Annotated in this window: 14 protein-coding genes; all 14 read left to right on the top strand. The window is 35.4% G+C overall.

What is annotated here, in order from left to right; genetic code table 11:
* The 14 genes from VB796_RS08665 (at window position 1) to VB796_RS08600 (ending at window position 13,421) form a co-directional block, all read left to right on the top strand.
* Entirely contained in the window at window positions 1-246 is a 246-nt protein-coding gene (locus tag VB796_RS08665) for a hypothetical protein (protein ID WP_323346131.1), read from the top strand.
* Window positions 246-1,193 carry a DUF6712 family protein gene (locus tag VB796_RS08660; RefSeq protein WP_323346130.1) on the top strand — a complete coding sequence of 316 codons (948 nt, stop codon included), beginning with the start codon at window positions 246-248 and terminating at the stop codon, window positions 1,191-1,193. The genes VB796_RS08665 and VB796_RS08660 overlap by 1 nt, the downstream gene beginning before the upstream one ends.
* Window positions 1,181-2,053 (top strand): hypothetical protein, encoded by an 873-nt coding sequence (locus VB796_RS08655; protein WP_323346129.1) that lies wholly within the window; start codon window positions 1,181-1,183, stop codon window positions 2,051-2,053. The genes VB796_RS08660 and VB796_RS08655 overlap by 13 nt, the downstream gene beginning before the upstream one ends.
* Complete coding sequence (locus VB796_RS08650) at window positions 2,050-2,562, top strand: hypothetical protein (RefSeq protein WP_323346128.1); 513 nt, start codon at window positions 2,050-2,052, stop codon at window positions 2,560-2,562. Before VB796_RS08655 ends, VB796_RS08650 begins: the two co-directional genes overlap by 4 nt.
* Window position 2,563: 1 nt before the next feature.
* The gene (locus VB796_RS08645; RefSeq protein ID WP_323346127.1) at window positions 2,564-2,995 is read left to right on the top strand and encodes a DUF5675 family protein; all 432 of its coding nucleotides are present in this window, start codon (window positions 2,564-2,566) and stop codon (window positions 2,993-2,995) included.
* Window positions 2,992-3,453 (top strand): hypothetical protein, encoded by a 462-nt coding sequence (locus VB796_RS08640; protein WP_323346126.1) that lies wholly within the window; start codon window positions 2,992-2,994, stop codon window positions 3,451-3,453. The genes VB796_RS08645 and VB796_RS08640 overlap by 4 nt, the downstream gene beginning before the upstream one ends.
* Window positions 3,450-3,866 carry a phage holin family protein gene (locus tag VB796_RS08635; protein ID WP_323346125.1) on the top strand — a complete coding sequence of 139 codons (417 nt, stop codon included), beginning with the start codon at window positions 3,450-3,452 and terminating at the stop codon, window positions 3,864-3,866. The genes VB796_RS08640 and VB796_RS08635 overlap by 4 nt, the downstream gene beginning before the upstream one ends.
* A gap of 185 nt (window positions 3,867-4,051) precedes the next feature.
* A complete protein-coding gene (locus tag VB796_RS08630) occupies window positions 4,052-4,624 on the top strand; it encodes a hypothetical protein (protein WP_323346124.1) in 573 nt (190 codons plus the stop codon).
* Between the two features lies 1 nt (window position 4,625).
* On the top strand, window positions 4,626-5,063 hold the full coding sequence (locus tag VB796_RS08625) for a hypothetical protein (protein ID WP_323346123.1): 438 nt from the start codon (window positions 4,626-4,628) through the stop codon (window positions 5,061-5,063).
* 40 nt (window positions 5,064-5,103) lie between these two features.
* Entirely contained in the window at window positions 5,104-5,652 is a 549-nt protein-coding gene (locus tag VB796_RS08620) for a hypothetical protein (RefSeq protein WP_323346122.1), read from the top strand.
* Window positions 5,653-6,136: 484 nt separating this feature from the next.
* Window positions 6,137-6,565 (top strand): hypothetical protein, encoded by a 429-nt coding sequence (locus VB796_RS08615; RefSeq protein ID WP_323346121.1) that lies wholly within the window; start codon window positions 6,137-6,139, stop codon window positions 6,563-6,565.
* Entirely contained in the window at window positions 6,555-10,469 is a 3,915-nt protein-coding gene (locus VB796_RS08610; RefSeq protein WP_323346120.1) for a phage tail tape measure protein, read from the top strand. Before VB796_RS08615 ends, VB796_RS08610 begins: the two co-directional genes overlap by 11 nt.
* Window positions 10,466-11,509, top strand: coding sequence for a hypothetical protein (locus tag VB796_RS08605; protein ID WP_323346119.1), 1,044 nt, complete (start codon window positions 10,466-10,468; stop codon window positions 11,507-11,509). The genes VB796_RS08610 and VB796_RS08605 overlap by 4 nt, the downstream gene beginning before the upstream one ends.
* Complete coding sequence (locus VB796_RS08600) at window positions 11,502-13,421, top strand: hypothetical protein (RefSeq protein ID WP_323346118.1); 1,920 nt, start codon at window positions 11,502-11,504, stop codon at window positions 13,419-13,421. Before VB796_RS08605 ends, VB796_RS08600 begins: the two co-directional genes overlap by 8 nt.
* The last annotated feature ends 13 nt before the right edge of the window (window positions 13,422-13,434 follow it).

The raw sequence follows: 13,434 nt of genomic DNA, 5'->3' as shown, positions 1-13,434 counted from the left end.
ATGAAAATACATACAACAATCGGAGTTTACGCAAATGGTGATATTAAAATCAATGGTGTAACTGAGGAATATCTTGAATCACACTTGGAATACAATAGAGGTGCTCGACCAGGAAGATCTTTATTTCTTGATGGGAAATGTGTTCAGAAAGGTTATTTATCTGATAAAACTATTGAGGAATTTGAAGCAAAAATTGCTAATAATAAAGATTTTGTAAAGACTTACGATACTCAACCATACGTATAATGATACTTGATTTTTCAACATACATAACTGAAGCGGATATTCACAAGCATATCCGCTCAACTACCACTTTTGAGCCAGCTCAACTTGTACCAAACATTCAAGATGCTGCTGAAACTTATCTGTACAATATTCTTTCTCCAGAGTTTCTTGAGAAAATTATTGATGGTACAGAAGAAGACACAACGGTACAAGGCTGGACTAAAATCAGTCTTATCAATTATGCAGGTGCAATCTATGCAGACAAAGGCCTTGTGAACTTGTCTGCTGATGGCATTTTTGAAAATTCCGATGCCAACAGTAAGCCAGTTCGTTTAGAAGTTCTGCAAAACTTTAAAAATGCTTGTTTAAAATCAGCTAATAACAAAGTTGATTTATTGCTCAAATACCTGGAGAAAAATGCCACTAAAATAGTTCCTAAAAAGTTTGAAATCTGGATGGACTCAGAGGCTTATACAGTTTTCACAAAACTGCCAATTCGCACGCTGACAGACTTCCAACAGTATCTGTACATCCACAATTCAAGAGCTGCTTTCTTAGCCCTAAAACCATACTTACAAACGGCTTTAGATACTGACATTCAACCACTTCTAACAAGAGTACAGGCATTAATTAATTCTCAGGAAGTAGAAAAGGTTTCTCTAACTAACAATCTCAAACGTGCCTTGTGTCACTTTGCCTATGCCTACGGCATCAACGATTTAGCAATTGTTTTAGGCGATGGTGTTTATACTTCTAACAACACAGGAGCAAACCGACAAACGGCAAGCTACATTACAGCCGAACAAGCCCGTATTGATAATAACAGACAAGAAAAACTGCAAACTGCAAAAGCTATTTGTGCTGAAGTCAACAATGCTCTTATTTCATTACAGGACAATGCTCAAACAGTTGTAGCTTATCAAAACGAAGCAAATACAGCTTCTTACTATACAGGATGTTACGAATAGAAATTGATAACCAAGAGTTCAAGATTGAACAGGATATTAACAAGCTTACTGCCAAAACCCTAATCAAAATTGCAGAAATGAGTTTGCTCCAATTAGATGAAAGCCGTTTCAGATTCTTTGCATTCCTTGCCATGTTAGAACAATCAAATCCAAAATGGCAAGTGCTAAAGCTCAAGCTGAAAGTAAAGCTTTCAATCAAATTCAGCAAAACCAAGATTGGACAATTTTTGTCAAAATTCATAAACCTAAAAGTTTACAATTTAGCCAATGAACACAACTCCGAATTTATCAGCCATTGCACAGACTTCTATTTCAGCAGAAGAAATGAAATCTATACAGCACCAATTCAAAAAATTCAGTGCAGCATATTTGGATTTTATTCAGGTATGTCCGATTTCGGAGAAACATTTTCATTCGGACAATTTTGGCAAGCCACAGTTGCCTTTCTTGAATATCAATCTAATCCCAGTTCAGACAACTTCAGAAGTCTATTGTCCCTGCTGTTCCCTAAGTTCAGGTTGTGGTTTTTCCGATTGTCAGACTCAAATGCGGTGTATTTTTGGAGGTTTACCCGAATCTCAGACCCTACAAAACAAGTAATCTTGTGGTCATTCTCAGGTATCATCAATCAAATAATGTCCGAGTTTCCAAATGCTTTTGTAAAGTCAAAAAGCACCAATGAAATAAATGTGGAAGAAACAAGAGATTCTTGGTTAGATACACTTGACAATATCTCAGGTTCACCCGATAAGTACGATACGTTCAATGATCTAAATGTCAGATATGTTTTACGGCATTTAGACAAAACCATCAAGGAAAATAAAGCTCAAAAAGAAGAATTAGAAAAGCTCAAAAAATGACAGAAGATAAGTTTATTGATCTGATGGAAACATTTGCCATCAATCATCCAGACATACAACACCAAGCCAACGGTAAAAACAGATTTACCATCAAAGGTGAAGAAATCTTTTCTAAAATCACTCAAGACTTAGATGCTAAGAACTTTTGTGTAATTCTTTCTCCAGAAACCTTTTCAGTTTCTACGGAAGAACCGACGGCTGGACAATTCTTTGATTTCACCAAAGTTTCTGTAGAAGTTGCCCGTAAATCTGCCAAAGATGAAAACTCAGTCAGAACGACCCAAAACTTAGCAAAACCAATCATTGAAAAATTTTGGAGAGAAATTCTATTCCTGAAGAACAAAAGATTAGCACCTTTTGAGCAAGGCACAATTACTATTACCAATGTACGTAAAAACCGTACATCTGGAGGAGTAGAAAACCTTTGTGGTTACCGCTTAGAACTAACCTTCAAAGCACCCATCATAGGCATATCATCACAATATCAGTCATTTACAACCACTCAATAATATGGAAATAACAGTCAACAGATTCTTAAAAACCCAAGAATCAACCATCTCAACAGTTTTGATTGATGGAGTGCTATTTTCTTACGGTCTTGAAGATGTTGACCGAGGATTAACCGACTCTATGCCAGTCGATGAAATCAAGAAAAAGAAAGTATTTGGTAAAACGGCAATCCCTTCAGGTCGATACAGAATATCTATTTCTTTCTCAAACAGATTTAAACGGTATCTCCCAGAAGTTCATAATGTCAAAGGTTTTGAAGGAATCCGAATCCATTCTGGTAACACAGCTCAAGATACTGAAGGTTGTCTTCTATTAGGTACTCAGTACAAAAACAATACGGTCATTAACTCAAGATTAGCTTTTGACAAGCTGATGGCCAAACTCTTAATAGCCGAAACGAAAGAAGAAATCTGGATAACGTACAAATCATGAAATACCTAACCACAACCAACTTTGCAAGGCTTTTACTCATACTATTTGCCGTAATCATAGCCCTAATACTTAACGCTTGTATGACCTACAACAAAGCAAAACGACGTTATGCCAACACAAAAATTGATACGGTAACAGTCCAAAAAACAGTTACCGTATCAATCCCTAAAGATTCAGTCATCTACACTCATAAAGATTTTAATGATACCATCCCTTTTTACGAAGAAGCCCAGCAGGGAAGAGCAAAAGTAAGAATTGAGTATAAGGATAGAATCCTAAAAGTTAAAGCCGACTGTGACTCAGCTTCAGCACAACAAACAGTCACTCTAAAAGTACCTCAAGAAGTCAACACATGGGGAGCATCTCCTTATTTCCGTGACGCCTGCTTAGTGCTTTTAGGATTATTTCTAATGAGTTTATTTTCTAATTATCTTAACCACAATCAAAAAAAACAATGACCACTTTAATCAAACAAATCCTTGTAGCTCCCAACTGGAAAGTAATCGTTTACCTCATTTTTGGTGCTTTAGCTCAATTCTTTTATCCCATTGCAGACTTTATAGTCGCAATATTCTTATTAATGATTCTTGACTTTATCACAGGAGTTCAAGCAGCTAAAAAACGTGGAGAAGCAATAACCTCACAAGGCTGGAGAAGAACAGCAACCAAAGTAGTAGTATATGCTTTACTCATAATAGTTTGTGAGAAAATCAAAATAACCTACTTTAAGGACATTGACCTCAAAGTTTCCTACGGTGTATCATTATCTATCATAACCATAGAACTAAAAAGCCTTGCCGAAAACATCAAAACAATAACAGGAGTAGATATTTGGCAAAAACTATCCGAATTCTTTTTGCCGAAAAGCTAAAGAAATGAAATTTAACAAACACAAAAAAGCCTCTAAATTAATTTTAGAGGCTTTTTTGCTTGCATTTGTCAGCAAATAAAAATTAATTAAAAAATAAATGTTAATATATAATAACATTTAAAATATTATTCCTATCTTTGTAAGGTAATCAAGGAACGAACTTTGATGCTTAAACGAATAAAACGATGGGATTAATAGGAAAAACATTCGCAATCAAGCCTAACACTCCTTATTCAAAATTTGGAGCAACAGAAATTACCGTATTGGATATAAATGATGGGGAGGTGGTTGTTGATAAGCAAATAACAGCATCGGGAAATAAATCTGGAATTAATAGATTTACTAATCAAATAGATATGGAATATCTTATTGAGGTAGCTATCCCAGAAAATCAAGACATTTTAGATTCTACTTCTGTTGAAATTGAAGAAGAATCTACTCCAAATACAACGAACAATAACATGAAATACAATGAGCTTAATTTATTAGAAAAATACATCTTATCAGTAATGATGCTTGAAGATGTCCACTTCAATGAAGTGTTTGAGAATTTTTCAAAAAGTCCAGTTTTTGAAATTAGAAGTGGAGCATATACTGCTTCTATTTCTAAATATATGAAAGATGATTCTAATTTTGAGTTAAATCAATATAGATATACTTTCAATAAATATGCAAGCCAAGAAGATATATCTGAAATGAGAAGTAGATTAAATGACAGATATAATTTTATTGTTTCTTCATTTCAATTATACGCATAGCATGAAAAAAATAACCGCAAAACTAATACAGGCAGGAGGAATTGAAATAAAAGTTTCACCTACTGAATTAAAACACGAAGGGGAAACATTATACAAAACAGATAGGAATTACTATACTGTTAATGATGGGATAGCTACGATTTTTGAGAAAATACCCAAAGAAAAAGATAGCTTAAGTAAAACCCTATCTTGGTCAGAACGCTTCACACGTCTTAGGAATCATTTTTCTTTGACGTATAAAGACATTGCTAAGTTATTAGATTGCTCAGACGGCTCACTACGGGCGATGGTCAGTTCTAAAACGCAAGAAATGGGAATAGGCTTTAAATTTGCAATTATCATTTTTGAGCTTTGCACTGGGCTATCAAAACAAGAAGAACTATATCCTACTGTATTAGAAGATAGAAATCCATATAAAGATGAATTCAAAGCACTCTAATTTTAGAGTGCTTTTTTGTATCTTTAAGAAAAAAAATACAATGAAAGAACGCCAACTACGATTACTGAACGAAGTCTATAACCAAGTCATAATTGGTAAAAATAAAGTTGAAATCAACCTCTTGGACTTTGACCATATTTTTGTATCAAGCCCCTATGGTTCAGCAGAACAGCAACTGGAAAAGCACTTTGAAAACTTGCTATTTTTTACAGAAAGAGTTTCTCCAGGAAGATGGACAGTTTGGCAAAACTATGAAAAGAAACTATCTACTCCAGACAATGTTGATGGCTTTGACTATCAATATATTTTAGAGTGTTATGAAAGTCAAAAAAACATCATTCATAACAAAGCTTTAAAATCTGTTGTTGCTTCAACACAAATAGAAAAAAGGCTTTATTCTTGTGGATTTTATCGTTTTATTGATTATATCTATGAAAATGTAAAAGATGAAAAGCCCTATAAAATAATTGATACTTATCTTTACTTAAAAGGCTCTTTAAGGAGTAATTGGGCAATGAATATCAATAATGGTTACACCATAAGGAATCCATTTCCAGATTCATTCTCAATGCCTATAAATCCAATATAAATTTTTATTATCTTTAACGCATAAAATAACTACACCATGGCAGCAATAATAATCACAGCCCTTGGTTTATACGGATGGTATAGATTAGGCAAATTCTTAAACAGAAAATCATGAAATCTTGTATTGCAAATCCAGTTGAAATAAACAATCTAATTGATGACATAGGATTCCCTACTAAAATAATTAGACAGATTTTTCCAAACAGATTTCTATTAATGATAGAAGAATTCAATTGGACTAATTTTCAAAAATACTGTAAAGACAATAATATAAACATACTCTCACAAGAAGGCTGTTATATTATTGCAGAAAAAATAACTATATAACCAGCGGCCGAGTCCTTTCAGTATTTAAGGACGAAAATAGAATTAGAGCTTAGGCAACTCTAATAATTCAACCCAAATCCATCCCCCTGCTAACATGAGTTTAGCAGGGGTCTTTTTTTGTCCTTTCTACCCCTCAAAACCTCCCATAACTTCGGAATATGGTAACTCCCGAAGACATACTCCTTGCTGAAGATTTCCTCTATGAATGGATCGAATCGACCGAAAAAATCATTGGTTCTGTCATCATTAAAAAAGGTGTTAAAGTCTCAGACCCCGACCAAGAAAACATTAGGCTCATCCTCCAAAACCTTGGACAAGGTTTGTACGAAATCACTTTCATCTCCCGTGAATCCCTCCGTTTTGTGGATATGGGAGCAGGCTCAGGATATAACAAAGGTGTTCGTCAACCCTCAAAATCAACCAGAGAACCCACAGCCTCAGCAAGAAAGCCCAAAAAGATTCTTACCAAACCTTTCTTCAGTAGGCTCAATTCTCTTCAATCGGTCTTAGTGTCTTACGTAACCCAAATGGCTGATTTTAATATCGAAAAATTCAGACAACTAACCACAACAATCAATGTCTTATAAAGTAGAAGAAATATTGATGAGAATCAAAGTTGATACCTCTGAGGGTATCAACAAATTAGGCTTGTTAGAAGAGTCTTATCAAAAACTTTCAAAAGCCCAAAAAGAGGCTAAATCCTATACCGACCAGCAATCCATTGCCGACGGCATGGGCATTGTTCGTGAACAAATTGAAGCTCAAAGAAAAGAATTAGGACTTACAGGCCTAACCCTCAAAAACCTACGTGTGCTACAAAGAGAGTATGCTCAAGCATGGCAAACAACTTTTACTGAAGGCTCACCACAGTGGAAACAAGCCCGTAAAGACTACGATGATGTTTCAGCACGAATCAAAGAAATTACCCGTAATCAAAAATCTTACGACAACCAGCTGAAAGAAACGGTAAAAGCTCAAGGAGTTGAGGCCCTTTCAGTTCAACACCTTAGAGAATACTATAAATTGCTCAACCGTGAAATTGAGGCCTCAGCTGATTTTGAATCAGATGCTACTAAAAAACGAATTGCCGATGCTCAAAAAGTTGATGCTTTAATCACTTCCAGAACATCACAGATTAAAGGCACGCAATCTGTAATGGAACAGGTGTTTGGTCAAATGCCTGCTGCCTTAGCTGGAGGAATCGGCGGGGGAGTGGCGGCCTTTGGTTTAGAAGCTATTCAGCAAATACCAGCGGCTATTGGCAAAGCAATTGATTCTTATAGTAAATTATCTGATGTAAACTCAGACCTTAAAGTATCACTTCAAAAATCTGATGCTGAGGTCAACCAACTTAATAAAGATCTAAAAAATATTGACACCCGTACCAGCAATTCACAACTCCGTGAATTGGCAATCATTGCAGGTGATCTAAATGAAACTGACGGAACAGCTTTTGTTGAGTCGATGGATAAAGCCTCAATCGTATTCGAAAGAGACTTTTCAAACGTTTCAGAATTAGCCGACACCTTCGGAAAAATGAAAGGTTTCTTCTCAGAAACCAAAGGCCAAACCATGCCAGAATTTATTAATGGTATTGGTTCAGCTATCAAAAAACTAAATGATGATGGGCCAGCTACAACCAAAGGCATCATAGAATTTACCACCCGTATTGGTTCAATTCCCAACGTCATCAAACCAGCGGCTTCGGATGTCTTAGCTTTTGCGGCCATTTTTGAAGAAGCAGGTATTACCGCAGAACGTTCCTCTTCAGGACTTATCAATATTATTCAAGTAGCAGGTGAAAACTCTTCAGCTTTTGCCAAAATCTTGAGAATGACAACCAAAGAGTTTAAGGATCTATACAATCAAAATCCAACTGAAGTAATCGTAAAATTAGCCCAACGTTTACGGAATGCCAGTGGTACAGAATTAATTGAATCACTCCAAAAACTCAAGCTAACTTCTAAGGAGTCAGTGGATGTAATTGGTAACATGATCAATAATTTAGGCAAGTTTCAGGTTAAACAAAAAATCTCTTCTGAAGCCGTTGCTGAAGCTACCAGACTACAGGAAGTATTCAACGAAAAGAATACGAATACAGCTGCACAATTAGCAAAAGCAGGCAAGATTTGGGATGGATGGATGGCATCAATTGGCAAAGGCCTCACAACTTACCTGAAGCCTTTTACCGATTTAATCATTCTAATCGGTGATAAAACTGAAAACCTGACTGAAAAGTACCAGCAACAAAACCAAGCTTTGACCATTGCCGATGGCAAACTAAAGCCCTTGATGGATAAATACAAAGAGCTTCAACCCAAAATTGCAGACAGTGCCGAAAGTCAAAGACAGTTCAACGAAGTTATTAGAGGTATCGGAGAAATTGTTCCAGATGCCATCACTCAGGTTGATAACTTTGGTAGAGCATTATCAATCAATATCGGACTTGTAGATAAATTCCTTGACCAACGAAAGCAAACAGTCGAGAAAATGAAGTGGGATGCTGTAAAGGAAAACAACGAAACCTTGAGAAAACTCAAGATTGAAAGAGCTTCATTATTAAACACACTCCAGAATCCTGAAAAAATAACAGGAGTTGGAATTGGTGTAACTATGGAACAAGCTGAAGAGAATCTAAGAAATAGAATCCGAAGCCGTCAGAATAGATTATTACAAATTGATAAGGATATTCTAAATGCTGTCAATAACAATAAAAATCTATTCCGTGAACAATCAGTAACGAATACAACTGACACAGGAGAACCACCAAAAGATTATAAGTTCAATTCCAATCTTGGTGGTGATGATAAAGCTAAAGCAAGGGCTGAAAAAGCCGAAAGAGAACGAATCAAAAGACTAAAACAAATTCAGGATGACACTCAAGCTGAAATTGATTTACGGGCAAAACTTGTTTACGAAGCTGATATTGCCAGAGCTGAAGAAGAAGATAAGCAAATCATTGAAGCCAAATTTCATGCTTCAGAACGTCACAAGCAAATTGAACGGCAGTTTCAAGATGAAAACGGTTTAGTTAAAGAGTTCTTCCAGCTTTCAAAGTCTGAGAAAAAACAATTCCAAAGTGAAGAGCAACTGATTGAAATTGATAAAAATGCAAAAATCAAGGCAATCAGAAAAGCTTTTGCCCTTGAGAGAGAAGCACAACTCAAAGAAGAAACAAACCGTTCTCTTGCCTTATTGCTTGATGCCAGAACAAAAGAACTGAATGCTCAACTAAACCAAGCTCAAGAAAAAGGTAATCAAGCCCAAGTATTTGTTTTACGTCAACAAATACTAATGGAAAACAGAATCAAAGATTCTAATGCTGAAGAAGCCCACTATCAAGAGCAGAAACGTAAACTAAAAGGCAATCAAGATGCACTTTCAATGCTTGAGAAAAACCATACTCAAGCATTGTTGAATATCAATGCTGAATACAACATTCAATCTGATCAGCTTTTTGAACAGCACTCACAGGCAAGAATCCGAAAGATGCAAGCCGCTGAGTTGGAACGGTTGCGTTTAGCAGTATCTGCTAAAGAAGATGCAGGACAAAATCCTATCCAGTTGAAAATCGCACTCATGAACGAAGAAATGAGACTTGAGCTGAGTGCAACAGATTTGACCGAACAGGAAAAAGCCAACATCCGTGAACGTTACAGACAGCAAGAATTGAACCTAACCAGAACACACAATAAAAACTTAGTTTCTACTATTTTAGGCTCATTCCAACAAGCATTTACGGCTATCTCAGGTTTGTTGAATTCTAATATTAATAACAGAATCCAATCTGAACAAAATGCCTATGATAAAACCATTCAAAATCTTGAAAGAGAAAAAGAAGCTAAAATCTTAACTGACAAACAGTATAGTCAGAAAAAGAAAGAAGAAGATGCAAAGCATAACGAAGCTCAAAAGAAGCTCAAGAAAGAACAATTTGAAGCCAACAGAGCCGAACAATTAGCTAATGCTACCATGAATTTAGCCTCACAAATTATCCAAGTATTAGCAAAACCGTGGATGATTCCAATTGTGTCAGCATTAGGAGCAATCCAAATTGCAACCATTGCCACTGCCGAAGCTCCAGCATTTGAAGAAGGTGGATATACTGATAATGTAAAACAAAAAATGTACGACAAAGGACCAGGATTTTTAGCCCGTATTGGAGAAAAAGGTAGAGAACACATTACTCCAAATTGGCAATTACAAGATCCTGTTGTGGCTAACATTATGGATTACGTTGAGTACCGAAGAGTAAATAAAATTACAGGTTTTGAAGCTGGAGGAAATACCTCTACTAATAGCACAAATTCAAACCCTGTGTTTTCTCAAGCAACTTCAACCGAAAGCCCTATGCTCATTAATGTCTTGACTAAACTTTCAGATAAGATGGATAATCTTGAGGCAAAAATATATTTCGGACATGAACAGGCTTACGAAGTAGAAAAATTACAAAAAGACAACCTTCAATCTAAAAAATCAGCTTTACAATGATATACTTTGCAGATTCAGAACAAGCCCTAAAAATCCCAGCTCTTGGTTACGAAAATGAAAGAGCTGAACTTTACATACTACAAAACAAAGTAGTATTAAATCCCAATGCTCCATTAATTGCCACAATGGATTTAGCAGGTAATTTTAGTTTTCAACCATCATCATTTTTTAGGTATTATGCTGCACTAAAAATGCAAATTCCTGATGTAGATGATACCATCAAAGTTTTGCCATTTATCCAGCTTTTCAAAATACAGATAAAAATTAAAGGCAATCAAATCTTTGAAACTGACTACAATCTAATTGCAGGTTCATCAAACTATGATTTTGAAAGCCGATACACAAACCGTTTCTTAACAGCTCTACCCACAACCATAGAAGCCTATCCAAACGAACCTGTCATTAGATATTGCTATCTAAACAAAATTCAAAATGGTATTTCCTTAGCAGGAACTATCTATTTTGATGATGGCACAACACAAACATATCTAATACCTCAATTCACAAGCATTGAAAATGAACAAATGTTCTTTATCAATTTTGGTTTAGAGAGTATTCAAAGTGTTGTTTCTTCAGCTAAAACAGTCAAGAGCTTTACGGCCCTTTTCGTTGACAATGACAATGTATTCAGACTGTCTTCAGTAATGAATATCATCATCAAAAAGACTCCGAATTATAATCCTTTTACGTTATGCTATCGGTCAAGCTTAGGAGTATTTGAGTACATTACCTTGACTCAAAGAACCTTCAAACCCGATGCCAACAAAATGAAGGCAAGCCTTCCCAACAACGAAGAACAGTACATTTATTCAGAAGTAAGTGATAAAATTGGAGTAACCACAGGTACAATTAGAACCAGTTTAGCAGGAACTATCCTGAAAGAATTAGCTCAGACAAATGAAATCTATCAATTATCTGGAGCCAAGTATATTCCTTTGCTAATCGACACAAACAGCATTCCTTCAGTTGACTTAGAAGCAGTCAATCAAGTGCTTAATTTAGAATTTACCGTAGCTAAAAACAAAATGAATTATGCCTAATTACAGACTTCAGATAGGACAGACAAGTATCTTTTTACCTCCAAATTTTGGCACAACACTAAGGATTCAAAACCCTTATATGTCCATTGAGTTAGTTGGAGATTTCAGCTTTCAGTTTACAATTCCGAAAGATGAAAACTCCACTAAGGTTTTTGGCAATGTCAATATGCCAAACGTTGGCATACAATCTACTCAAAGCTATAGATGCCAACTCTATGCTGATGATTTTGTAATTTTCGATGGGTATTGTAACCTTAGAAAAGCACTAAACTTTTCTTACTCAATTGACCTGAGTAAAACCCCTGGTAATGTTCAGAAATCTATCTTAGATGAAAAGGTAAATAGCATTGATTTTGGCCAGTACAAAATACCAACATCTCAAGTAATTACAGGAATTTGGACAATTGCCGACGATAGTATTACTCAAGACAAAAAGTTTAGTGACTCTTTCAATATCGGTCATGTTAAAATAACTGTGACCGTCGATAATGTTATTGTTATTCAGTCCGAAAGAAGAATAAAACTATCTGGAGAAATAGTTAACGATTGGGACAGTAAAAGAACAACCTACAATGATTCTCAACAAAACCTATCTGTAATTGATAGTGAACAAAACTTACATTTTATCTTTAACAATACCCTTGTACATTCCTGCAAAATCAAAATTGATAGATATGTAAGAGGTGGTACAGAAGATAGACCCCGTGATATTTTTGACAGCTCGACAGAATACAAGGCCGTTCAAGTTTCTTACCAATCTATTGGAGATTTTCCAAACAAAACCTTAGAAGCAACATGGTCAGAACCGTTCTTTTATCCATTTATCCAAAACGATAAAGCCTACGATTCTGAAAGTTATTCAGGAACATTCAATAACAATACTGGAGCTGGAGTAACACCAGTCAGAGGACAAACCACCACCACCACTACCAATTCTTTTTACCTAAATACCTATTTACAAAGAGACTATTTCGGATTAACTCCAGCTTTTCAGCTCAAGTTTATTTTTGAAAAAGTATGTAAATACTTAGGCTTTAATATTGTTACTGATATTTTCAATGATGAGGATATTAAATCAATTTATCTTGTCTCAAGCAAAGCTCAAGACAAACAATGTCCAGCCACAAAGTTGCCATTCAATATCTACGACGAAACGATAGTATATAAAGACTACCTTCCAGACTGGACAATCAAAGAGTTTCTTGAATCTTTCAAAGCACTGACAGGTACAGGATTAGACTTTAAAGAATCTGAAAGTAAAGTATATGTAAAGCTCTTAAAGGATGTTATTAAAAACAGTAATAAAATTGACAAAAGCCAATTTGTTGGCTTTATGATAGGTAATAATGTTCTGTACAAAAAGAAGTACCAAGTTAAATTTGCTGAAACAATTTCAGACGAAAGATATAATCCTATTCCTACGGATGATAATTTGAAAAACGAAGAATCTGTCCAAACTATACCAATTAAATTTATTCCAGCACTTACCAAAGTTAGAACCTCAACAGGTTCCGACTGGGGAATTAACCGAGGTCAAACCATATTACCAGAGCCAATTGAAACTTTAATGTTTGACCAAAAGGTAAATTCTCCTATCTATGCTCAAGACTCAGAATCTATCCAGCATAGAATTTTCTATAAAAAAGGAGAAAAAATAAGTACCAATGGAATAAATCTTGACTTGAGAATCAACGGTGAAAAAGGTGTTTATCAGAAAAGGTTGAAAGAATTTTTGGACTTCCTGAATACCATCGAAGAATACGAAACCACCATCAAATTAAATCCTTACCAACAAGCAGCTATTGAATTGGACAAACCAATTTTTGCTTACAATGTAGATTTGTTTATTTGGCAAATTGAAGTAAAACTCCCACTCAAGGAATCTTGCGTAGTAAGATTGTGGAGAAGATAATTTGTAGGAATTG

Source organism: Arcicella sp. LKC2W (assembly GCF_034931005.1).
Lineage (GTDB): Bacteria > Bacteroidota > Bacteroidia > Cytophagales > Spirosomataceae > Arcicella.
The sequence above is the reverse complement of the archived record's forward strand: the minus strand, read 5'-3'. Positions and strand labels throughout refer to the sequence as shown.